We start from the raw sequence: 24027 nt of genomic DNA on the forward strand, positions 1-24027 counted from the left end.
TGAAGGATTTGTTACAACCGTTCCCAAAATCCCTGCGCAAAACCAGTAATAAATTCGTAGAGAGCCGGCAGTATCACCGAAATACATAAAACGACAAAGACCATTTTCTGAACAGCAGTTAATTGTTTGAGGAAATGGTTTTTTGTGAACAATAAATACGCGATACAGATAACGGCAAGCAGCTGCAATAGATCAAATAAAATGGACAAGACAATCACCTTTTCTGATTAGATTGAATGGACGATAGAATGATGGATTCTCTCAACATAGAACAAAGAGTTGAATGAAATGGTTCTGAGAAAACGTGAAGATCAACGTTTATAAAGAAACGGTATTTCGACGCCAAAGAATGCGAAGATCCCGCTTAAAAGAAAGTAAGTCAATAAGCCTAGATAAAAAAGGACTTTCCAATTCAATTTCTTTTTCATTCGATCCACTCCTTTTGTGTATCATAGCATAAAAAAACGATAATATAAATAAATAATCTAAAGATGCAAATTTGCATTTTTCAGCAAGTGTAAGCTCTCTCAAGCTACATTTTCGCTATCTTGAAAAACCTGAGCTAAAATAGAAAGAGGAACAAAATCATGGCTCACTTTGATTATTAAATGAACAACGAGTCGAAAGAAGGAGACATTTCTTTGAAAAAACCATGGATAAAACGCAAAAAGAAGCAAAACGAAAATGAATTATTAACGGAACAGTCCGTTCAAGTCGAGCAAAGTCAAATGGGAGAAGAGTTGCAAGAAGAAGCGGAGTTTACTTCTTTTTTTGCGGATGTCATGAAGCGAATGCCGAAAAAATCGGCTGCCCTGGTGATGAAAGGCTATGACGGATCAAAAGCCCAGGCGGAAAAAGTGTTAGCGAAAAGCAAGGATCAATTTGATCAGGTGTTTGAGGAGTTTTTGGTTGGCGTAGATGATGAAACGCGGAAAAAAGCCCACCGTACGATCCATGCGGCTTCTTTGACGGCGGCGATCATCGGCTGTTCACCGATTCCCTTTTCAGATGCAGTGTTACTTGTGCCAGTTCAAATGACGATGATGGCCCGTTTGTATCGTATTTTTGGGCGAACATGGCGTGAAGGGTTAGCGAAAAGTATTTCGAAAGAGCTAGTCGTTGTGAGTTTTGGTCGCAGTGCCGTTGGCAATATCTTGAAATTTGTTCCAGCAGTTGGCACCGTTGCTGGAGCTGCAATCAATGCCAGTGTGGCTAGTGGTATCACCGAAGCATTAGGCTGGGTGACGGTCAAGATGCTGAATGATGGGGAAGATGTGTTTGAGCAAGTGATGTCCTTTAAAGGCCAATTTCACACGCTGTTCAATGCGTTGAAAGTTGGCAAGAAATCTAAGTGAGACAAACAGAAGAAGAACGAAGCAGGTCCAGACGACTTGCTTTTGTTGCTTCTTTTTCTTCACAGCAAATAAAAAATATTTTTTAAGGAGTGAGTAAAATGAAACAACGAGTGACACGGGAAGAAGTCAAAGAACGGTTGGTCACCGATGCGTATTTTCAAAAAGGTCTTTTTGTATCCTTTTGAAAACATTGGTCGAACCGCTATGTTTGTCGATCAAACATTAAGTATCATCTGGTCATTCTTTTTCTGGCTTTCATCTGCCTTGTTTGTCTTCTATCTGATCTATTATGGTGCAACTGGGAATTACGAACGGATCTATCATATGTTTACGATGGCCTTTCTCTTCGTTTGTTTCGAGATGATTGCGGGGGTCATGCAGCTATTTACCAGCCTCTTGGCGGATGATAACCGCAGCAAGCTGAAGTATTTCCGTTTTGCCCCTTTTTACATGCTGTTTTACTGGATGATCAATGCCATAACGATCGTCACTACCTTTATTCCAGCCGTCAAGACCATCCTTGGCTACGGCAGCGGCGTTTGGGTCAGCCCTGAGCGAACGGCGAAAAAAACCGAAGAATCTTAATGAATTCACCTTCCCTGGATAATAAAAAAACAAGTCTGAGTTTTCTTCAGACTTGTTTTTTTGCCATTAAGGTTCAGAAAGATAGTAAATCTCACGATTTTGGTATGGATAACGAGTTTGCGAAAATTCGAAAGGTCGTCCGTCGGAGAGACGAGCAACTTGTTCTAATTCTAAGATCGGATCATTGGGATCGACTTCTAAATATTTGATATCATAGGAATCTGCTTTGTCGGCACGGATTTTACGTATGGCGGGACCTATTTTGAGATGTAAGGAATCAGTGATATATCGATAGATCGAGTGTTCAAGGATCGCCATATCAATATCGGGAATGGTTTTGATGGGCATGATCGTGTACTCCAATTCAAAGGGTTCGTTATCAACATAGCGCAGTCGTACGATATCATAAACAGGTTCGTTTTCTCGCAAGGACAAGTAATCCATTTCGTTGGCTTCTGGAAAACGAACATTGAAACTAATGATTTTACTTTGCACTTTATGCCGCCCGCCATATCGGTTGACTAGACCGATATACTCATTGATCTGTCCTTGGTAGGTCGCTGAATTGACATAGGTGCCATGACCTCTTTTGGTAGAAATCAGGCCTTCTTGCTTCAATTGATTTAGCGCTTTTTGGATCGTCATTCGTGAGGTTTGAAATCGTTTGGCTAACGCCGTTTGTTCCGGTAGTTTTGATAAAGCTGGAAAAACACCTTCATAAATATTCGTCCGCAACTGATCAACGATCTCTTTGTATTTTGTCATAGTCATCACTCCTTATGTAAAGAAATTAATGGACTTGAGTTTTGTTTGAAGGGGATAAAAACAAGGTCTATCACTAAAGAATCAGCTGAAATTCACATGTATAGAAAAAGCTTTACATGTGTTTTTGAAAAATTTACATGCCTATTTCACCTAATTATAATAGGTTTTGTAAGCGAATACAAACGATGGAGGAATCAATATGACAAAATTTTATTGGGGGAACAGTGTCAGCAGTATGCAGACAGAAGGCGGTTGGAATGAAGGCGGTAAAAGCTTATCTGTTTATGATATACGGGAAGCTTCGGAACAGGCTAGCGATTGGCATGTAGCAAATGATAACTATCATACGTATACAGAAGATTTTGATTATATGCAAGATTTGGGGATGAACATGTATCGTTTCCAAATTTCTTGGTCAAGGGTCGTTCACGATGGAGATGGTGCCTTTAATGAAGAAGGGATCGCCTATTACGATCGTTTTATTGATGATCTGTTAGCTCGAGGGATCGAGCCTATGATTTGTTTGTACCATTTTGATATGCCTCTGCATCTGGCGAAAACCTATAACGGGTTCATCAGCAAAGAAGTGAAGGACGCATTCATTCGTTTTGGAAAAGAAATGGTGGATCGTTTTGCGGATAAAGTCCATTATTGGTTAACCTTTAACGAACAAAATCTTTTCCACCAAGACCATGGTTTTAAGATCAGCGGTTATTTAGAAGGGGAAGAAACAACAGAAGAATTGTATCAGATTTTCCACAATGTCATGGTTTGCCATGCAGAACTCTGTAATTATCTTCATGAAACAACAAATGCGAAGATCGGCGGCATGCTGGCGTATTCTGAGGCGTATCCAGCGACTTGTCGTCCACAAGACATCAAAGCAGCAAGAGAGTTTGATGAATTTGCGAATTTTACTTTATTAGATTGCTATGTGCACGGCAAGTATTCGACAGCACAAGACCGATACGTGAAAAATCATCAACTCAATATGAATATTTTACCTGGGGAATTAGAAGCGATCGCAGCGCAGAAAAATGATTACATTGCCTTTAGCTATTATGCTTCTTCTACCTTGAATGCTGAAAAAATTCCTGAAGGAACGCCGCCGAATCGGTACATGACTTTTGGAAAACAAGACAATCCTTATATTGAAACGACGGAATGGAATTGGCAAATTGATCCGCTCGGCTTCCGTGATGTCTTAAATAAAGTCTATCAGCGGTACCGGTTGCCAGTGTTTCCGATTGAAAACGGGATTGGTGTCAGAGAGCATTGGAATGGCAAAGAACCGATTCAAGATGATTACCGTATTGCCTATCATCAAGAGCATATTCGAGCGATGTTTGAAGCGATGGTGGAAGATGGAGTGGTCTGTCTTGGTTATCTTGGTTGGGGGCTGATCGACATTTTGAGCTCGCAAGGTGATATGGAGAAACGATACGGACTCGTGTATGTCAATCGCGGCAACCATGAGTTGCGAGATATGAAACGTGTACCGAAAAAATCGTATGAATGGTTCAAAGAAGTGATCAAAACGAATGGTGGTACGATCTATACAAACCCATATACAGAATAGGAGGAACAAAAATGGCAGCAGAAAAGCGCACGTTTTTAGATAAATTTACAGAGTTTTCGGTCCGTCTCGGCAATCAGGTTCATCTCAAAAGTCTTCGTGATGCGTTTGCGACCTTAATGCCTGCCTTTATTATCGCAGGGATCGCTGTGTTGTTTAATAATGTCTTCTTTCCATGGTTTTTAGAAGGGGCTGCCTTGGCGCGAATGCAAGTGTTTGGCAATTCCATCACCAATGGAACATTGAATATCGCCGGTCTGCTGATCGCCCCGATGATCGCTTATTTTCTTTGCCGCAACAAAAACAATCCGAGCGCCATCAATGCAACCTTTGTGGCAACGACTTGCTTAGTGGTCATGTTGGCGATGGCTCATGCCGTGATGCCAGAAGGCGCTCAAGCAGAAGTGACCATCAGTGGTGTGATGCTATTTGACGATGTCGGGACCAAGGGGATGTTTTCTGGAATCATTTGTGGGTTAGTTGCCACGGAATTATTTATTCGACTGTCAGAAAACAAGCACCTAAAAATCAATTTAGGGGATCAAGTTCCTCCTGCCGTCAGCAAATCCTTCAGCACGTTGATCCCTGCTATTTTGGTGATTTCCTTCTTTGCCGTAGTTGCGACCGTGCTAGCAGCCTTTGATACCGACCTGATTCAAATCATTTCAACAGTGATCCAAGAACCACTGCGTTTGTTGAACACATCGATTTTTGGGTTCTTGATCATCTATTCAACGGGCAATTTTCTGTTTACTTTAGGCATTCACCAAACCGTCATCAATGGCACCTTGTTAGATCCATTGCTGTTAGTCAATATGAATGAAAACATGCAAGCCGTGCAAGAAGGCGCTACGCCACCCAATATCTTAAATTCAGCATTCGTGACGGTTTTTGCTCAACTAGGCGGGACTGGATTTACGATCAGCTTGATCATTGCAGTACTCTTATTCGTCCGCAATTACCAACCTTTTCGGGATGTCGTCAATCTATCCCTAGCTCCGGGTATTTTTAATATCAACGAGCCAATCATCTTTGGTTTACCGATCGTCTTCAATTTACCCATGATCATTCCCTTCGTTGCAAGTCCAATTGTTGCGACGTTGATTGGCTACTTTGCTACCGCAGTAGGATTCATTGAGCCGCTTTCTGTGATGGTTCCTTGGACGACACCACCAATTCTTAGTGCATTGTTGGCATCAAAAGGGGATTTTAAAGTTGTTTTGGTTCAAGTGATCATCATCGTCGTTTGTGTAGCAATCTATTTTCCATTTTTAAAAATCGCTCAACGGGTTGCAATCAAATCTGCTGAATTGGAGCGGGCAGAATAAACAAAACAGGATGAATCCTATACTAGAGTGACCTACAAAAGTTAGAACAACATTCTAACGTTTTGGGGGTCACTATTTTTTGAGGTGATTTTTTTACTAAGTTTCTATTTTGAATTTTAATTAAATGGTATACTATCCCAAAAGGAGCGACTATGAAACTTTCAGAAATGCAAAAAGCGATTTATCAAAACAAAATCGATCACCAATTCAATGTCACAAATATTGAAAAAGAGTTTTTGGCTTTATATGGTGAAGTAGGGGAAGCCTTTGACGCGTATCGGAAGCAACAAGAGGTAGGAGAAGAATTGGCGGATGTGGCGATTTATCTTCTTGGGTTAGCGGAAATCCTTTCCATCGATCTTGAAGCAGAGATTCATAAAAAAATGGCCGTCAACCAAAAGCGTCGTTATACGAGTTATGGCAATGGCTATGCCAAACGAATCGATAATTGATACACGCACAAAAACTAGTAGATTCCTCGAGTATAGGCCCTTACCGAAATAGAAATGGAAGCAGGAGATAGGATGGAAAAGAATGTAAGCATGCGTGAATTAACCACGGCGGATTTAGCAGAAGTCGTGGACCACTATATTGCTGTATTTTCAGCAGAACCATGGAATGACCAATTGACAGTGCCGCAAATCACCGACTATGTATCATCAATGATGGCAATGAATACTTTTATTGGTTATCGACTAACAGACCGAGCATCGAATGAATTGATTGGTCTTTCATTAGGCTTTATCAAGCCCTGGTATCAAGGAAAAGAGTATGTGATCGATACTTTTTTAATTACTGGCACGCACCAAGGAAAAGGCTTGGGTTCCACTTTTTTAGAAAGGATCAAAGAGGATCTGCTCAAGAAAGAGATTCCAACGATCCTGTTAGATACCGAAGAAAGTATGCCAGCAGCGGATTTTTACAAAAAGAATGGCTTTAAACCGCTACCAGATAATGTGAGCTATTATTTATCTCTAGATTAATCCAAGCTTGTCAATAAATAAAAAAGTCTGCGAAAAAATCGCAGGCTTTTTAGTTATGCACAGTTTCAACAGGTTTATCCACAATATGTTGTAGGAACATGTTTTCGCCTACTAAATATTGGGTGTGTGGTTTTTAGAAAAGGATTTCAAAGAGATTCTTATGGACCAATGAGCGTAAAAGTGAAAAAAGTACTGAAACGCTTATAGAATATAGCAAAATTTATCTAGATGAGAGGCTCTGTTGGTACCGATCAGCTAATTTCTATCATCTTCGCGATAGGTTTTGCGATACTGTAGCGGCGTTAAACCAAATTTACGCTGAAATCTTTTGCTAAAGTAGCTCAAGTGATTGAAGCCAACGTGGTAGCAGATGGTTGAGATCGGCTCATCCGTTTCGATCAATAGGTTTTTGGCTTGAGACAATCGATAATCAATCAGATAGTTGATTGGGGTCAATGTCGTGTATTGCCGAAAAAGGGCGGTACAAGTACGTGTATTGATGGCAGCAGCTTTAGCGATCGCAGGAACCGTTAATGGTTCTTGATAATGCTCATGGACAAATGCCAGCATTAAGTAGATAGTTTCTTTCTTTGGTGAAGCAGGTCTTGCAGCCATTAGCTGTGAAAGGGCAGCTAAAAACAATTCATAGAGAGTAAATCGTTGTTCAATAAGCAGAGGCAGACGCACGGTTTGAACAAATGCTTGATGTTGGGCGGTTAAGGTTAAGCGCCGATAGCTGCGGGTGCGATCGTGGACTAATTGTTCGATCACTTCTTTAAAAACAGGGTCAGCAATAAAGCCTGAAGAAAAATCAAAGCAGCAATATCGGAGGTTTTCTGAAGCTAAAACAGCACCATGGAGTACACGGCTATTAATAATGATCGCCTCATTCTTGCTTAGCAAAATTTGTTCGTCGTCTATCGTATACACGAAGCTACCTTCTTCGACCCATACAATTTGCAGCTCGTCGTGCCAATGCAGAGGCAATTGGTCGCCACGCTTTTGTTGCAAGCAACGTTGATAAATTGCGAAGGAGCGATTTGTAGTTGTATGTTTGGTCGTTTCTTCGTTTTCTTCTGTGCGTTCAAAGTACATACCGCACCACCTTTTTACAGAATAGTGTTAAAAACAATCAGGATATTGACAAAAGTTCACTATCTGATTCGGTATAATACTAACAAAGTAAAGTGAAAGACAAAAGGTGTTTTTATGAAAAAAACAGTTGGGATTGTTTATGCTTGTTCAGCAGCAGCTTTGTGGGCAGTTTCTGGCATCGCTGGACAAATTTTATTTACAAAATATGGTATTTCAGCAAATTGGCTCGTTTCAACACGATTGGTTCTTTCAGGGTGTTTGTTGCTAAGTATTGGGTTAAAGGATCGCGCCCGATTGATTTCCCCATTTCGGGAGAAAAAGGACTTCATTCAGCTGCTCTTGTTTTCTTTCTTAGGCATGTTTCTCGTTCAATTTACCTACTTTAAAACGATTGAGCAAAGCAATGCTTCGTTTGCAACGATTATTCAATATACAGGACCTTTCTTTGTTTTACTCTATGCCGCGATAGCCAAAAGGCAGCTCCCCTCTTTAAAGACATGTTTCTGGTTATTGGTAACCTTACTTGGTGTGACGACTGTGGCATCAAAAGGACAGATTGAGCAATTAGCGACTTCCCAATCTGCACTAGGCTGGGGGTTAGTATCAGCGATATCACTAGCTTTTTATTCTATACAGCCGCGTAAACTCTTGCAAAAATATGGGAGTTTACCAATTGTCGGCTGGGGGATGTTGATTGGTGGAGGCTTGGGGAATGTGGTTCATCCAATGTGGCAGATCGATAGTCAACTGAACGTTCAAGTAATTCTTTATTTGCTGGTGGTCATTTTATTTGGAACAGCACTAGCGTACTTGATTTTTTTAACAAGTTTACGCTATTTATCCTCAACACTTGCAACAGTTTTAACAGCAGTTGAGCCACTGCTGGCTACTTTCTTATCGATCATTGTTTTTCATGATCACTTCACAGTGGTGGAGCTAGTAGGATTTATGGCAGTTATAGGGAGCATCATGTGTTTACAAAAAAATATGGAGTGAGTTAAGTAATGAAGTAATAGAATAATGAAATCTCTCTATGATCCTTTATCAATGAAGGATCATAGAGAGTTTTTTTTTGTTATACCCATATCAAAAGGGTTACCCACCAAATATTAGGAGAACTTATTTTCGCCTACTAAATATTGTATGTTTAAAGTTTTTTGATGATGAGAAGGATAGTGGAAAGTTCCAAATCGTTGATCAAAACATCGAAGCTTTTTTCTAATTTTCTTAAGATCTTTGCAATAATCAAAGCATCTTGCTTAAATGTTTTCATTACAGCGAGATTTGCTTTGGCAATGTTGGGTGAACGATTTTCTAATAACCGTTCGATCAGACAAGCTAAGTGCATGAATAAGCCAATGGATTGATCAAGGGAAAGAGGATAAAGGGTGCAAATCTCATCAATGACTTCTGGCAAGACCATTTTTAATTTGCCAATGTCGGTATACTTGAACGAATCAGCTAAGTAATTATAGACTTCTGTGTAATCAAAGAATTGCGTCTTTACGGGCTCAAATAAAAGTAAGCGATCGAGTGTTTCCTTTGGTGTCTCAAATACTTTCCCAATTGAGATAAAGGGAATACCGAAAATGTTAGGATCATAAGTCCCGACAAAAGCATGTACTTTATAGACTTTCTTTAAGTTACTCACTTCTTTGATTAGTTCATTTCTCGAAGAGATAGCCAGTGCTTTAACTTTCATACCAAGTTTCGAGTAACTTTCGATGTACCGTTTTAGTTGTTCTGCGCCTCCTTCTCCGGTATGGCATAAAGTAATGATCAATTCATATCCTTTTTCCGCTTTTTGTAACAAGTCGTTCATACTCATACTGACCGTGTGATAGACATAATCAATATCGGTTTCCATTGCACTTTTTCGAGCTGCTTCGATGCCGATAAGAGTTATAGGTAAGTAAATCAGTCGAAGCTTACAATTTAATTCCTCAGCGATCGTTTCAACAATCGTTTTTATTGAACCCATATCATAAAGAACGATCACACCCTGTCCTTGATCAATTCGTTTGATGACTTGTTTAATTTCGATCATCGACTGGCGAGGTGTGCTATCAAGTTTCATGTCGTAGCTATAAATGTTATTTGTCTGAGTCAGCATGTTTGTTGTTTCAGCTAATGAAGAAGCTGTTCGATTTCCATGCATGATATATAACAATACTGGATGACCGATTAATTGAGTCTGCTCTTGGTTAATCAGAAAAAGTAAAATCAGAATGATCTCATCTTTTGGTAAATTCAAGTTAAGCTGCTTTTTTAATTCAATCGAAAGCTGAACACTTAGCGCATATTCCTCAGGGTATTGTTGAATAAATTGAGTGACTTCCTCTTGCGAGAGGGTTTGTCGATTGGAAGCCAGTGTCAATAAGGAGTTGATATGAAGACAAAGCCCATAAAATACGCTTGATTTAAATTCTCTGTTGAGTTCCTTTTTACAGGTTTTTAGCCAGAAATCAACAATTTGAATGACTTTAGCATCGACGATTTTTGCTAATTGAGTAATGTTATATTGATCATCAAAGACATTGTAATAGTTGTACTTATTAAAAAGATTTTGCACATACTTGTTCATTAGGGGAGTGATCGTTAATTCATTGATGCCGCTCTCCGAAAGTGATTGATATTGATTGCGAATCTCCTCATAAAGGTATAAGCGTTCATTTTTTCCAAATTCTTTTAAGTAACCCTCATTCTTATCATAAATAATATGCTCAACATTTCCGAATAGCTCGTCGAAAACCATCGCATTTTCTTTCACCCGTAACAAGCTCTGTTTGATTTCTGGTTTGAAATCAGCGAGGGAAAGAGCAATATCTTGGTCACCCTCATTGATTACGCGAACATACCCTTTGGCACAAGCAGCTGTAATATCCATTTTCAGCTCTTTTACTTGATAAGAAAAATTTGCTAACAATAGACCTCGGATCACTTCTGAGGGAACAACGATTGTACGTCTAGAATGAACGGCTTCTCTGGAAAAGAAATGATTGATCAAGTCAAAACGTTCTTTATAGGAGCGCTTCTCTATTTCAGGCAATTCGATCGTCAGTGGAATCGCTTGATTAATTAAAAGTTCCTTTGAAGGCATGATTGATAAGATCACCATCACATTATTCGGCTGAGATTGCTTTTTTTCTTGAAATAGGGGGATTTTGTTGTTTAAAAAATCTAAAATTTTGTTTTGCTGCTTCGTGTTTAATGAATCGTATGCCTCTAGAAAAAGAATACCAGACCAAGCTTTCTCAAATACGCTATTGGCATAATCCTCGTTGGTTCCGAAAAGATCCTCATCAAGCAAATGAGGATCTTTGGAATAATTTCGACAATTAATTTTTATATAAGGAGCTTCTTTAGTCAGCACCTGTCGCTGTTTGGCAAAATCTACTAGTGTATCAACAAAGTAACTAGTACCACAGCCTGGCTTGGCTTGAATCAGCACATTTAATGGATTTTTTGGATATAAGACGGCGGCTTTTGCCAATTGAATCGCATTTTTAAGACTTTGATTGGCACCAATGATGACGTCAAATGCATCCTTTTCAGCGATTGGTTCTGCTAAAGAATAGAGAACAGGTCTCGATGTGGATTTCACTAACTTCTTTTCTTGAACAAGTTGATTAAGAAGGGTGCTGGCATTCGATCTTTGTAGATTCAATGCCTCAGCAACCTGCTTTGTAGTCAGACCATTCACTTGTTCTTGATTGGTGTAGATTTGATTTTGGATAAAGTCAAATACGATAGCTTTCATTCTACTCATAGTTTTACTCCTTTGAAACATTCTCAATGTATTGGCTTAGAAATCGCCTATCCCCATTCTATGTCAATTCATCAGGACAAATTAGTCCTCCTCTTCTCATGGATTTTTTTTTGGATATCGAATAGAGTATCAGACATTCTTCCTAAATAGACACCTTCGCTAAAGAGCCGCATCAGTCGGTTTTGTTTTTTCATTTCAAAACTTTCGATGTGCTGTTCGAATTGAATCTCTAAACCGTTTTCATTTTCTTGTGTTGTGTACTTAAGAAAATATGTCTCATAGGAAGAGGAGATTTTGACTTCATAAAGTGTGCCACGAATATAGTTGATCACGAAAACTGAAATTTCCATTTGGGTTTTGGAATCAGTTTTTTTGTAATTCAGTCCTTTCTCAATCTTTGTTTTCGTGAGCTGACATTCGCGAATGAGTTCACTTTCAAGATAGTCATAGAATTCGTTTTCGCTTATTTGTAACGTTCGTTTGATTTTCATGAGTGTATTATAGGGGGAATTAATTGAGGGTGCAACCGACGGTATTTTCTAGAAATTTACAAATTTTATACAACTATTTTATAGGATTATACAGTAGGAAGAAATTGATTTACTTCTTTATACACTAGTTATAGAAATGGATGAATGAAGGTATTATTTTGATTTTTTCAGATTTTAAAGGTTGTTTTTGTGAAACTTAGTGTATAAAAAAATTTTTTGCGCAAAATGTAAGCGCTTGATTAAAAAGGTGTTTATGATAGTTTTGATTTTGTAAGTGAGAAAAAAATTGGGAAGGAAGAGTCGCTATGGAAAAAATAAACAATACAGAGTCGGCAGCCATGAACTTGATTGCTAACTCAGGAGATGGGCGTTCCTATGCATTCCAAGCATTAGAGGAAGCGCGTAACGGCAATTTGGAAGAATGTAATCTTTTATTGAGAAAATCGGATGATGCGATCAAAAAAGCCCATCAGGCACAAACAGAGCTATTATTTTCAGAAGCAAGGGGGGAAAAGCAAGAAATCAATGTCCTATTGATACACTCACAGGATCATTTTATGACAAGTATGTTAGCCAATGAATTGATCAAAGAAATCATTCGATTCTATCAAAAATAAAATGGAAAGAAGGGGAATTCATGAAGAAGATGAAAATTTTATTGGTTTGTGCTGGAGGTATGTCTACCAGTATTTTGATGCAAAAAATGAGTAAGTACTGGAAAGAAAATGATATGGAGTTAGACATTAAGGCCGTCGGACTATCGGAATATCAGGATGTTTATCAAGAGTATGATGTAGTGATGGTGGGACCACAGGTCTCTTATCGTTTGAAAGAAATCGTGGAAAATACTGGTTTGCCAACTGAAGCCATTCCATCTTTTGATTATGCAATGGCAAATTGCTCGAATATTATGAAGCTCGCAACGAAATTGTATGGTCAAAAGTAAGACACAATAATAAAAGGAGTGTGGATCATAATATGGAAAAACTTTTTGATAGTCCAGTGATGATAAAATTACAAGATTTTGGACAGAAACTCGGGAGTAATAAGTTTCTAGCAGCTTTGCAAGCATGTATGATGTCTTTGATGGGCATCATTATGGTTGGGGCAATCTCTCAAATCACTGTTTCGGTTTTAGGTCCTACGATGTTTCATGTGATCGCTGCGGAAAGTCAGCTCTACGAAATTATTTATCTGCCTTATAAGTTCACAATGGACCTTTTATCTGTATGGGTCGTCATTCTATTTTCTTTTAATTATGCCAAAAACTTAAAAATGAAGTCGCCCATCATGAATGCAGTTGATGCATTGATTTGTTTTTTCTTGGTTGCTGGCACGTCAATGATCAGTGAAGCAGGAGTTACTAGTATCGATATGACTTACTTAGGATCGACTGGTATGTTTATCGGATTTGTTGTTGTCTTCCTTTCTGTTCAAATTGAAAAATATTGTGCGGATCATAATATTCGCATCAAAATGCCAGACGTAGTACCGCCATTTTTACAAGATGGCTTTGCCTCGATCGTACCGTTAGCAATTAGCGCCTGCTTTTTCTTAGCGTGCAGTGCTGCGGTAGATATCTTTACCAACGGCAATTACACGATTGCCTCTGGTTTTATGGCGCTTTTAGGCATTCCATTGTCTGCATTGTCTTCCACCGTTGGGATGTTTATCATGTGTGTATTTGCAGCGTTATTATGGTGTTTTGGGATTCATGGCACGATGATCTTAGTGCCGATTATTATGCCTCTTGGAATCCAAGCCGCAACCGCAAATGGCGCTGCTGCTGCTGCAGGCGAGCCACTCGTTTTTTATCCCGTGGCTTTGTTTGGTGGGATGGCAATTGCCGGAGGAACAGGGAACACGTTACCACTAGCTTTAATGGGTTTAAAATCAAAATCGAAACAAATCAGCGCGATATCAAAAATCGCAGCTGTGCCAGGATGGTTTAACATCAATGAACCGCTGACTTTTGGTATGCCGATTATGTACAATCCAATCATTTGTATTCCATATGTGCTAAATATTCCTGTGGTGATGTTACTGACATTAATTGGCTATCGAATCGGTTTTCTAACACCTGGTTGGATTTCCATTTCTGCTTTGCTGCCAATGGGGATGGCAAGTTATCTCAGTACGCTCAAATGGCAAAATGCTATCTGGGATTATCTAATGTTGATTCCTGCAGGCTTAATTTATTATCCATTTTTCAAAGCATATGAAAAACAATTGATCGCCAAAGAAGCGTTAGCGGAACAAGAGGAACAATTTGGTGTAGTAGCAGAACAAGAATAAAGGAGCGAACAGAATGAATAAACGATTTCCAGATAATTTTTTATGGGGTGGCGCAACTGCTGCGAATCAATTAGAAGGAGCATTTCTTGAGGATGGAAAAGGATGGTCAACTGCGGATACTGCCCTTTACATTGGAAAAGAGGCACGGACAAAAATGCTGTTAGGGGAACCTATGACTAGAGACCAAGTCGAATTTGCTATGAAGGATAAAAAGGGACATTATCCAAAAAGGCATGGTATCGATTTTTATCATCGATACAAAGAAGACATCGCGCTTATGGCAGAGATGGGGTTTAAAACATTTCGTTTATCAATCTCTTGGCCAAGGATCTTTCCAAATGGCAATGACCAAGAACCCAATGAAGCTGGTTTAGCCTTTTACGATGCAGTCTTTGATGAGTGTCTAAAGCATGGAATCGAACCGTTGGTGACGATCTCACATTACGAGTTCCCATTGCACTTAGCGCTGACTCAAAATGGCTGGCTCTCACGGGATACTATTGATCATTTTGTTCGCTATGCAGAAACGCTGTTTAACCGTTACAAGGATAAAGTCAAATATTGGTTGACGTTTAATGAAATCAATATAATTGGGATGATTGGTTATCTGAGTGGAGGGATTTTGGCAGACGGAATTGACAATATGTTAGCAGCACAATATCAAGCAGGACATCATCAGTTCCTTGCAAGTGCTTTGGCTGTAAAGAAATGCCATGAAATTATCCCAGATGCCAAAATCGGTTGTATGTTGGCTCGAATGGAGGCATATCCTGAAACATGTAATCCGCAAGATGTTTTGGCTTCTGTAAAAGCAGATGAAATGAATTTCTTTTATACTGACGTTCAAATACGTGGAGAATATCCAGCATATATGGATTCATTTTTTGAAGAGAATGGAATTGTGATCGACGTTCAGGAAGGCGATCGTGATATTTTGAGAGAAGGAACAGTGGATTTTCTTTCCTTTAGTTATTATATGTCAATGGTTGTAGGAGAATCAAAAGAAGAAACTGGCGGGAATCTTTTTGGATCCATCAAGAATCCTTACTTAAAAGCAAGTGATTGGGGCTGGCAGATCGATCCAGTAGGTTTACGAATCACCATGAAAAAAATGTATCAGCGTTATCAAGTCCCTCTCTTTATCGTTGAGAATGGTTTAGGTGCTGAGGATGTGGTGACAGAGGATAAACGGATTCATGATGCGTATCGAATTGATTATTTACGTGACCATATCGAGCAAATCGGTATAGCGATTCAAGAAGGAGTTGAGGTGATGGGCTATACTCCTTGGGGATGCATCGACTTAGTCAGTGCTAGTACAAGTGAAATGTCGAAGCGTTATGGGTTTATATACGTGGATCTTGATGATGATGGAAAAGGAACCTTGGAAAGAATTCGTAAAGACTCTTTTTATTGGTATCAAAAAGTGATAGCGACCAATGGTGAAGAGCTGGCATGAAAATTTTATCGCTATAATAATCTTAGCTTTCATGGATTCCCACTCTGCATTGGGTAATCCTACAATCTATATCGAACCCAACAAAGTTCAAAAAAAGTGATCGGACTAAGTATTTTTTAGACAAAAATAGTAATTGTCAAAAAAGACGAGATTCGCCAAAATCGGTGAAGTCTCGTCTTTTTTATAAATCAACAGAAAAAGAAAACGCAGGAGTCTACGCTTTCTTTTTCTGTTCTTCTTTTTTCTTGTCTGTGGTCGGTACGGAATCTAGGGCTTTTTTGAAAATCTCTTCTTTTTTCGTTTTATAGTTATGTTGTCGTTCAGCATACACTTTTTCTTTCGTCTTTGTTTTCATACTCGGTCACCTCTTCCTTTTTTTAAGTATAGCATGATTTCACAAACTTATGCAAATCCTTGGTTTTCTCCTTGGTGTTATAATCTTTCTTGTAAAATACATTGTGAAAATATTTCTTTTGGCAGAGATGAGGGACTTCTCTATTAAGAAATTCGCATCCGGTTGGAAGCGATGTAACAGGATTTCATCTAAGCGTCGATCACACAGGTGAAAGCAGCGTTCTTTTTGAAACAATTTTTTCACAGAATCCCTCGTGTAAAAAAGGAATGATAAATGGGTGGTTTTAGTATCGATTTTTGAAAAAGGGAATCAGGAAAGAAATGTTATTCAAATAACAGTCTTGTTTTTCAAAAAGTGGGTTTGTTTGCAAAAAAAAATCCTGTTTTTATTCGCGAATTAAAATAACGTTGAATGAAATAGCGTTTTTCTGTAGTTTATAGAAATCTTTGTAAATAGAGTGCCATTGAGCAACACCAAAGAGAAAGTGATCAAAAAGAATAACGCAGGAAAATAAATGACACGTTTTATTAAACGTAAAGTAAAAAAATACAAAACGAAAACAATATCAAAAAATATTAATTTTTGTTAAAATGGGGTACAGGGGGTGTTTTATTGGAATCTCGGAAAATCAAACGTAAGCGTTTAGTGAAACAAAAACGGTCCCTTTTCGTACAAAAAGGATTGGGTATCACAGCAGCGTTAGCATCGACTTCAGGTGTCTTTACGTCTCTTGCTCATGCGACCGAAACGACAAACGCTTCGTCATCAACCAACACAACTGCTACTCTTGCCAGATCGTCAGCTGAAACGGCGATCAATCGACAATTTAAAACAACAGCTTCACTGAATGTTCGTTCAAATGCTTCAACAAGTGCCTCTATCGTAAGTGGTGTAGGAGCAAATACAACAATCACTGCGGTGGCTCAAAAGAACGGTACCTCAGTGAATGGCAATACAACATGGTATAAGCTATCAACAGGCGGCTGGATCTCAGGGGCTTATGTGAAAAGCACTTCAGGCTCTTCTTCTGCCAATACAGGCTCGTCCAATTCGTCGTCTTCATCGGAAAAAGCAATTTCGAAATCAGTGAAAACGACCACTGCATTGAACGTCCGTTCAAATGCAACGACTAGTTCTAGTGTCGTACGTGGACTAAGCAGCAATGCGACGGTGAAAGTCGTTGCACAAAAGAGTGGAACGTCGGTGAATGGCACGACCACTTGGTACAAATTGTCCACAGGCGGTTGGATCACGGCGGCCTATGTCAAAGATGTTTCCAGCAGTTCGACAGGAAATAGTTCTTCTGGCGGCAATACAAGTGTTTCTGCAGAAACGGCTATCAACAAGAACGTGAAAACAACAGCTGCATTGAATGTCCGTTCGAGTGCCTCAACAAGTGGTAGTGTCGTTGGCAGCCTAAGCAACAGCACGACGCTGAAGGTCGTTGCCCAGAAAAATGGCACATCCGTTGGCGGCACCAATGTTTGGTACAAAGTATCGACTGGTGGCTGGATCACAGCGGCATATGTACGTGACGTCACGTCTAGTTCTGGAAATACAAGTAATAACAATAATTCAAACACAGGTTCAAGCAACACTGGTTCATCAAACGGCTCAAGCAATGCGAGTGAGCAAGCCATCAATAAAACGTTCCAAACAACCACTGGTATGAATGTCCGCTCAAATGCATCGACTTCTGCAAGTGTAGTCAGCAGTTTGGGCAGCAATGCGACCTTCAAAGCAGTCGCTCAAAAACAAGGAACGTCAGTCAATGGCAATGCCACTTGGTATAAGTTATCAACGGGTGGCTGGGTATCTGCAGCGTATGTGAAGGAAGTCAGTGCAACGACTCCTGGCAACAATAACAACGCAGGCAATACCAATGTTCCGATGAGCGTGAACGGAGCAGCGATCGTTGCAGAAGCTAGAAAACATATCGGCACTCCTTATCAATGGGGAGGCAAAGGACCAGATGTCTTCGACTGTTCCGGGTTTACACGCTACGTCTTCTTAAAAGTGACGGGCAAAAACATCGGTGATTGGACAGTCCCACAAGAAAGCGCAGGGACAATCATTCCTGTCTCGCAAGCACAAGCTGGCGACTTGCTGTTCTGGGGTCAAAAAGGGAATACCTACCACGTAGCGATCGCTACCAGTAATACAAGCTATATCCATGCGCCAAGCACGGGTTATACAGTCACCGAAGCACAATCAGGCTTTTCGACTGCTAGCTTCGCTCTACGAGTGAAATAAATGTTTCATTGAAAAAGCAAAGGGTTTGTCCTTTGTTAGAAACGCCCCTAAGAAAGCTGCCATCAGTTTTCTTAGGGGCGCTTTTTGGGTTGGGCGCAGATCTTTTTAAAAGGTGGGCCTTTGCCCTGTTTTTTTGACAAAAAGGCCGATTTGTCAAAATCACTTGTTTTTACTAGTACAAATTTTTGTCAAAAAAAATAGTTACTGATACCATAAAAACGTACCAATATTAGGAGGGATCTACATGAGATATACGAACGGAAATTACGAAGCTTTTGCAAGAAGCAGAAAACCGAAAGATGTCGAAAAGAAAGAAGCCTATATTGTTGGTGGGGGATTAGCAGGACTTGCTGCGGCAGTCTTCTTGATCCGTGACGGCCATATGGCGGGTGAGAAAATCCACGTCCTTGAAGAACTTTCTTTATCAGGCGGTTCATTAGACGGAAAATTCATTCCCCATGATGGATTTGTGACCCGCGGCGGTCGAGAAATGGAAAATCATTTTGAGTGTCTGTGGGATCTATTTCGCTCGATTCCATCTTTGGAGGTGGAAGATTCTTCGGTGCTAGATGAGTTTTACTGGTTGGACCACGATGATCCAAATTCGTCTAACTGTCGGATCATCCACAATCGCGGCCAACGAGCAGCAGATGATGGAGAATTTACCTTGTCTGCTACAGCACAAAAAGAATTAACCCAATTATTTATGACTTCAGAAGATCAATTGATCGGGAAAAAAATCGAAGATGTTTTTGGCGAAGAATTCTTTGAATCTAATTTTTGGCTATACTGGTGTACGATGTTCGCCTTTGAAAAATGGCATTCGGCGATTGAAATGCGCCGCTATGTGTTGCGTTTTGTGCACCATATCGATGGCTTGCCTGATTTTACTGCGTTAAAATTTACCCGTTACAACCAATATGAGTCATTGGTCAAACCACTACTTGCTTATTTGGAAGAACAAGGAGTTGACTTCCAATATGAATGCACCGTCAGCAATATCGATGTTCGGATCGTGGGCGAGGAAAAAGTTGCTCAAAAACTTGTGCTGGAAAAAGCGGGAGCAATCGAAGAAATTCCTTTATCAGAAGATGACTTGGTCTTTGTTACCAACGGATCGATCACTGAAAGTTCCACGCAAGGGGACCATTATACTCCAGCGCCTATCTCAAAAGCACCTGGTGGCAGCTGGCGTTTATGGAAAAACTTGGCGGCGCAATCGCCTGAGTTTGGTCATCCAGAAGTCTTTTATGAAAACTTACCTGAAGAAAGCTGGTTTGTTTCGGCAACCGTGACTTGGCAAAATTTTGATGTGGAACCTTATTTAGAAAAATTGACCCATCGCAAGTTACGAACAGGCAGAATCGTCACTGGCGGGATCATCACCATCAAAGATTCCAATTGGATGATGAGCTTTGCGACCCATCGCCAACCGCACTTTAAAGAACAAAAAGACCAACAAACGATCACATGGGTGTATGGCTTGTTGTCAAATACACCAGGGAACTACATCAAAAAACCAATTGAACAATGTTCTGGACAAGAAATCGTGCAAGAACTGCTTTACCATTTAGGCGTGCCAGAAGCAGAAATCCAACGCATTTCAAAAGAATCAAGTGTGGCAGTTCCAGTCTACATGCCGTTTATCACTTCTTACTTCATGCTGCGTGAACCAGGGGATCGGCCATTGGTTATTCCAAATGGCTCCAAAAACTTAGCTTTTATCGGTAATTTCGCAGAGACTGAACGAGACACTGTTTTTACAACAGAATATTCCGTTCGGACTGCAATGGAGGCTGTTTATCAGCTATTAGCTGTGGAACGTGGGGTACCAGAAGTGTTTGCTTCCGCTTATGATCTACGTACTTTGGCCAAAGCTGTCTATTATCTGACCGATAAGAAAAAAATTACAGAAATGGAGCTGCCGTTTATCGAACGGAAACTCTTGGAAGGCTTCGTTAAGAAAACCGAACATACCTACATTGGCGATCTGTTGAAAGAAAACCATTTGATTTAAATAAAACGCAACGACAACGAGGCGAAAGAAGCTGCTCGTTGTCGTTGCGTTTTTTATTTGTTTTTTAGCGCAGTTTGAACGAATCATTATTCCTTGGATAAAATCCGAACTTGGATCTCTGTCAAATAAGCTTGCTCGTTGCTAAGGGTCGTTTCGTGGATCGATCGTTCATAGAAGTAGTCATCGATTTGCCAGTGGTGCGTCGCAATCAGCTGCTTGAGTTTTTGATAGAACTGCTTCAATCCTTCGTCATCCCCCTGATAAATGGCGGTTAAATAGCATCCTGCTGGTTTCACGAAGGAAGTCCCTTGCGGCTCTTCTTGCCGCACGTAAACGTAGTCGATGTCTTGCGTATCGTCTTTGTTCGTCCGAATCATAAAACCGTACTCGTTATTCGAAAAAAGATAAGGCTGTGCCATCAAAAGGTCGTAGGCTTGGGTGATCATCTCTGGGATGGAGCTGCCGTTTAATCTAGGACTAAGGGAGAAATATTCCTCTGGCTGTTCCTTCAAGGTGAAGGGGGAAGTTTTTTCTGCAGCCAGGCGCAAATCCGCAGCTTTTCGTTCGATGATTTTTTTGATGTTGGTCAACTGCTGAATTTTTTCATCGATGGTTTGCCGCTTGGCTTCCAATAAGTTTCTCATGGTCTCGGCATCCCCCTGCAGCGCTGTTTGGATCTCTTTTAAGGGCATCGATAATTCTTTCAATGACAGGATCAATCCGAGATCCAAAAGTTGATCAAGGGAATAATACCGATACCCGTTCTCGTCTTTGCTGTTTGGTTGAAATAGCCCAATCTCGTCATAATAGTGGAGTGTCCGAGGATTGATCCGCGCGAAGCGTGCCATTTCCGATACTTTTAATTTGGTTTTCATGAAACTCCTCCTTGACTTTACAGTTACTGTAAACTTTATACTAAGGATAGTCAACTACTGGGAGGAAGATAGAATGAATAAAAAAGTAACATATCGACCATTTAAACGAGAAGATCTGCCTGCGCTTGTGCAAGTAATTATTGATAGCTGGAACTACGACAAGCAATTTGACAAGAAGACCGCCAAGCACTTTGCTCATGTCTTTTTGTGTTATGAACTTGCCCGTGCGACCTATTCGCGGGTGGCTCTTTTAAATGGTGAAGCTGTCGGCATCTTGTTAGCAGACAGTAAAAGCGGGAAGAAGCTTCATCCAGCGCGCTATTGGGGGAAAACGATTTGGCATGCTGGCTGCTTACTGCTTACGAAAGAAGGGAGAAACACGCTGCTGCATTATGCCAAGGAGGTGGCTGAGTTAAATCAAGCGATGTTGAAAGACTTACAAACTCCTTTTCAGACCGAAGTTGGTTTGTTTGCCGTTAGTCCCAAAACACAAGGATTGGGTGTAGGCAAGCAGCTCTTTACTTCCTTTTTAGCGATGGTCCAGCAGGACAAAACGGCTCCGTTTTTCCTTTATACCGATACCACCTGTAATTTCGGTTTTTATGAGCATATGGGCTTGAAGCGGGCAGCTGCTGTGAAACGCTGGATCAAAAAACCGATTAAGAAGGAAATCGAGTTTTATATCTATACTTCCTAAGAGTGCAGCGATGCACTCTTTTTTCATTGGCTAGTATGGTAAACTGGAAGCAAAGAAGGTCAAGGAAGCTGTTTTCGTTTTATGGAAACGGCGCTTATTTTGGTCGAAAGCGATGGCTCAACCCGCTTTCGTAAAAAGGATGGGGAATGGGAAAGGATGGTTTATTTGGAAAAAAAGCAGATAGGGTTTATTTTAAGTGATATTGATGGGACGATCTTGGATCATAAGCATCAAATCGATCTGGATTTGATTGAAGAAATCAAACGATTGAAGCAGCAAGCGATTCCTTTTGTTTTGGCTTCCGCTCGCTCCCCGAAAGGAATGCTACCGATAGCTCAAGAATTAGGGATAGAAGACTGGCCCTTGGCTTGTTACAACGGTGCCCTGATTGGAGGGTACGATCAAAAGGGCACACTGGTACCGATTTTCAGTCATGAGGTCAAAAAAGCAGAAGCAAAAACTTTGGTTGCGCGCATCAAAGCTGATTTTCCTGGTGTTTCCATCAATGTCTACTCTGGTGATCAGTGGTATTGCGAAAGAGTGGACCAATGGGCACGAGCAGAAGCGGCGATCACCAAAGAGACTCCTGTAGATACTTCATTAGAACAACTGTTGGCACAAGAAGCTTTTGAGGTTCATAAGTTTCTTTTGATCGGCACAACGGCAGAAATCCAAGCGCTTCATGCTGCCTGCCAGAAAGCTGGATTTTTAGAAAGCGCCTTTTACTTATCCAAAGAGAATTATTTGGAAGTCACTCATCAAGCTGTGGGAAAAGATAAGGCGCTAAATGAATTGGCGGCCTATTTTCAAGTGCCGCTGGCGCAAACCTTAGCGATCGGCGATAATTTTAACGACCTGCCAATGATTGCTTCAGCTGGTATTGGTGTTGCGATGGAGAATGCGCCCGAATTGGTCAAAGCAAAAGCTGATTTTGTGACGGCTAGCAATACAGACCATGGGGTTGCTGATGCATTGCGGCGATTTGTCACAGAATAGATAAAAAAACTAGGTTTTTTGAACAAATTGATTGACTTTCATTTCTACTCTCCTTAAACTTTTAGCTATACCTAAAAAGGTAAGTGTTTGTTGGAAAGAAGGAGAAAAATGAATAAGAAGATCGAGAAGACATTGACCAAATTTGCCGAGCCGTTGGGGCTCTCCGTTGATACTTCCACTGGGGTGATTTATGGAACGTATCATAGTTATAAACTTTTTTTAGTTCAAGAGAATAACAATAGTTATTCTCTAGTGGCTCATTTTTCACTTAGCAAAGATGGCGAACTTCCCAACCAAGAAGAAGTCAAAGAAGTTCTAAGTGAGTCAAAAGAGATCATCGACTGTGTGATCCAAGGATATCAAGTTGCCTATACATTACGCGGAGCGATGACTGCAGGGAAAACCGTGGACAAGTTACGTACTGCGTTGGACCAGTTGACGAATTTTTTGAAGACGAAAGGCTTCCAAAATGCTTGTACCTTCTGCGGCGCGGTCACTGAGCCGGTTTCGCTGTATGCTATTGGCGGCGCTCCCGTCATTGCCTGTGAAGCTTGCTTTAAGAAACAACAAGAAGCAGTCCTTGCGCAAGAACGGGAAAAAGGGCAGAAAAAAGAAAATTGGTTAGCTGGAACCGTGGGTGCGTTTCTTGGCTCACTGATTGGTGCCGGCGCAATTATTTTATTAGGACAACTGGGGTATGTTGCTGCATTGTCTGGGATCGCGATGGCGATCTGTGCCATCAAAGGGTATGAATTATTAGGTGGAAAACTCAGCACAAAAGGTATTATTAGTAGTATTATCGTCATGATCATCATGGTCTATGTCGGGAATCGTATCGACTGGTCGATCAGTGTAGCAAATTATTACACGGACGTTGATGTCTTCTATGCCTTCCGTATTTTACCTGATTTGATTCGTGAAGGATATTTGGAAGCGAGTCAATATTACGGGAACTTAGGTCTGGTCTATCTCTTTACGGCGATTGGGGCTGTGCCAACTATTATCGCTACGGTACGAGAGGGGAAAGTGACGCGTCAAAGCTATAAAATGGAGTAATCCACGTTTCTATCCAAAGATAAAAAAACACAAAGCGAGATCTTTTTCGCTTTGTGTTTTTTGTTTTTGTGTCATAA

The 24027-nt window shown here is 40.4% G+C and carries 22 protein-coding genes and 1 pseudogene; 16 read left to right on the forward strand and 7 right to left on the reverse strand.

Annotation, left to right across the window (positions count from 1 at the left end; translation table 11 throughout):
* Window positions 1-11 precede the first annotated feature (11 nt).
* A complete protein-coding gene (locus IGI76_RS03970) occupies window positions 12-209 on the reverse strand; it encodes a hypothetical protein (RefSeq protein WP_016610551.1) in 198 nt (65 codons plus the stop codon).
* A gap of 399 nt (window positions 210-608) precedes the next feature.
* Between IGI76_RS03970 and IGI76_RS03975 the strand changes: the two genes are divergently transcribed.
* Window positions 609-1355 (forward strand): YcjF family protein, encoded by a 747-nt coding sequence (locus tag IGI76_RS03975; RefSeq protein WP_034695380.1) that lies wholly within the window; start codon window positions 609-611, stop codon window positions 1353-1355.
* Between the two features lie 156 nt (window positions 1356-1511).
* Window positions 1512-1940: pseudogene (locus IGI76_RS03980) on the forward strand (glycosyl transferase); the annotation flags it as partial.
* A gap of 66 nt (window positions 1941-2006) precedes the next feature.
* Here the strand turns inward: IGI76_RS03980 and IGI76_RS03985 are convergent.
* Window positions 2007-2705, reverse strand: a complete 699-nt coding sequence (locus IGI76_RS03985; protein ID WP_034868333.1) for a GntR family transcriptional regulator — start codon at window positions 2703-2705, stop codon at window positions 2007-2009.
* Between the two features lie 199 nt (window positions 2706-2904).
* On the opposite strand from IGI76_RS03985, the gene IGI76_RS03990 reads away from it, so the two are divergent.
* From IGI76_RS03990 to IGI76_RS04005, 4 genes are all read left to right on the forward strand, one after another.
* Window positions 2905-4284 carry a glycoside hydrolase family 1 protein gene (locus IGI76_RS03990; RefSeq protein WP_194193942.1) on the forward strand — a complete coding sequence of 460 codons (1380 nt, stop codon included), beginning with the start codon at window positions 2905-2907 and terminating at the stop codon, window positions 4282-4284.
* An 11-nt stretch (window positions 4285-4295) separates the two neighbouring features.
* A complete protein-coding gene (locus IGI76_RS03995; protein WP_016620624.1) occupies window positions 4296-5609 on the forward strand; it encodes a PTS sugar transporter subunit IIC in 1314 nt (437 codons plus the stop codon).
* A 152-nt stretch (window positions 5610-5761) separates the two neighbouring features.
* Window positions 5762-6061: a MazG-like family protein gene (locus IGI76_RS04000; protein ID WP_016610558.1), complete on the forward strand. Its 300-nt coding sequence runs from the start codon at window positions 5762-5764 to the stop codon at window positions 6059-6061.
* Between the two features lie 72 nt (window positions 6062-6133).
* Entirely contained in the window at window positions 6134-6592 is a 459-nt protein-coding gene (locus IGI76_RS04005; protein WP_081118375.1) for a GNAT family N-acetyltransferase, read from the forward strand.
* 255 nt (window positions 6593-6847) lie between these two features.
* Here IGI76_RS04005 and IGI76_RS04010 read toward each other — a convergent pair whose 3' ends face one another.
* A complete protein-coding gene (locus tag IGI76_RS04010) occupies window positions 6848-7687 on the reverse strand; it encodes an AraC family transcriptional regulator (protein ID WP_270267212.1) in 840 nt (279 codons plus the stop codon).
* Window positions 7688-7801: 114 nt separating this feature from the next.
* On the opposite strand from IGI76_RS04010, the gene IGI76_RS04015 reads away from it, so the two are divergent.
* On the forward strand, window positions 7802-8683 hold the full coding sequence (locus tag IGI76_RS04015) for a DMT family transporter (protein ID WP_194193944.1): 882 nt from the start codon (window positions 7802-7804) through the stop codon (window positions 8681-8683).
* 151 nt (window positions 8684-8834) lie between these two features.
* On the opposite strand, the gene IGI76_RS04020 is transcribed toward IGI76_RS04015, so the two are convergent.
* Complete coding sequence (locus IGI76_RS04020; protein WP_194193945.1) at window positions 8835-11456, reverse strand: PRD domain-containing protein; 2622 nt, start codon at window positions 11454-11456, stop codon at window positions 8835-8837.
* 71 nt (window positions 11457-11527) lie between these two features.
* Window positions 11528-11947, reverse strand: a complete 420-nt coding sequence (locus tag IGI76_RS04025; protein ID WP_005225314.1) for a DUF3284 domain-containing protein — start codon at window positions 11945-11947, stop codon at window positions 11528-11530.
* A gap of 305 nt (window positions 11948-12252) precedes the next feature.
* Here IGI76_RS04025 and IGI76_RS04030 point away from each other — a divergent pair, with 305 nt between their 5' ends.
* Genes IGI76_RS04030 through IGI76_RS04045 form a run of 4 tightly spaced genes read left to right on the forward strand, consistent with a single transcriptional unit; the run spans window position 12253 to window position 15701 of the window.
* Window positions 12253-12564, forward strand: coding sequence for a PTS lactose/cellobiose transporter subunit IIA (locus IGI76_RS04030; protein ID WP_005225315.1), 312 nt, complete (start codon window positions 12253-12255; stop codon window positions 12562-12564).
* A gap of 20 nt (window positions 12565-12584) precedes the next feature.
* Window positions 12585-12893 carry a PTS sugar transporter subunit IIB gene (locus tag IGI76_RS04035; RefSeq protein WP_005225316.1) on the forward strand — a complete coding sequence of 103 codons (309 nt, stop codon included), beginning with the start codon at window positions 12585-12587 and terminating at the stop codon, window positions 12891-12893.
* 32 nt (window positions 12894-12925) lie between these two features.
* The gene (locus IGI76_RS04040; RefSeq protein WP_438781113.1) at window positions 12926-14242 is read left to right on the forward strand and encodes a PTS sugar transporter subunit IIC; all 1317 of its coding nucleotides are present in this window, start codon (window positions 12926-12928) and stop codon (window positions 14240-14242) included.
* Between the two features lie 13 nt (window positions 14243-14255).
* Entirely contained in the window at window positions 14256-15701 is a 1446-nt protein-coding gene (locus IGI76_RS04045) for a glycoside hydrolase family 1 protein (RefSeq protein WP_270267222.1), read from the forward strand.
* Window positions 15702-15915: 214 nt separating this feature from the next.
* Here the strand turns inward: IGI76_RS04045 and IGI76_RS04050 are convergent, their stop codons facing one another.
* Window positions 15916-16056: a hypothetical protein gene (locus IGI76_RS04050; protein WP_005237363.1), complete on the reverse strand. Its 141-nt coding sequence runs from the start codon at window positions 16054-16056 to the stop codon at window positions 15916-15918.
* 612 nt (window positions 16057-16668) lie between these two features.
* On the opposite strand from IGI76_RS04050, the gene IGI76_RS04055 reads away from it, so the two are divergent.
* Entirely contained in the window at window positions 16669-18309 is a 1641-nt protein-coding gene (locus IGI76_RS04055; RefSeq protein ID WP_194193199.1) for an SH3 domain-containing protein, read from the forward strand.
* Between the two features lie 244 nt (window positions 18310-18553).
* The gene (locus tag IGI76_RS04060) at window positions 18554-20326 is read left to right on the forward strand and encodes an oleate hydratase (RefSeq protein WP_194193198.1); all 1773 of its coding nucleotides are present in this window, start codon (window positions 18554-18556) and stop codon (window positions 20324-20326) included.
* 86 nt (window positions 20327-20412) lie between these two features.
* Here IGI76_RS04060 and IGI76_RS04065 read toward each other — a convergent pair whose 3' ends face one another.
* Window positions 20413-21201 (reverse strand): MerR family transcriptional regulator, encoded by a 789-nt coding sequence (locus IGI76_RS04065; RefSeq protein ID WP_194193197.1) that lies wholly within the window; start codon window positions 21199-21201, stop codon window positions 20413-20415.
* Between the two features lie 73 nt (window positions 21202-21274).
* Between IGI76_RS04065 and IGI76_RS04070 the strand changes: the two genes are divergently transcribed.
* The 3 genes from IGI76_RS04070 (at window position 21275) to IGI76_RS04080 (ending at window position 23950) form a co-directional block, all read left to right on the forward strand.
* Window positions 21275-21898, forward strand: a complete 624-nt coding sequence (locus IGI76_RS04070) for a GNAT family N-acetyltransferase (protein ID WP_159161275.1) — start codon at window positions 21275-21277, stop codon at window positions 21896-21898.
* Between the two features lie 156 nt (window positions 21899-22054).
* Window positions 22055-22894, forward strand: coding sequence for a Cof-type HAD-IIB family hydrolase (locus tag IGI76_RS04075; protein WP_194193196.1), 840 nt, complete (start codon window positions 22055-22057; stop codon window positions 22892-22894).
* 108 nt (window positions 22895-23002) lie between these two features.
* Window positions 23003-23950 (forward strand): hypothetical protein, encoded by a 948-nt coding sequence (locus tag IGI76_RS04080; protein ID WP_060792887.1) that lies wholly within the window; start codon window positions 23003-23005, stop codon window positions 23948-23950.
* Window positions 23951-24027 lie beyond the last annotated feature (77 nt).

The sequence above is a fragment of the Enterococcus sp. DIV2449a genome (genome assembly GCF_051711225.1).
Classification (GTDB): Bacteria; Bacillota; Bacilli; order Lactobacillales; family Enterococcaceae; genus Enterococcus_D; species Enterococcus_D casseliflavus.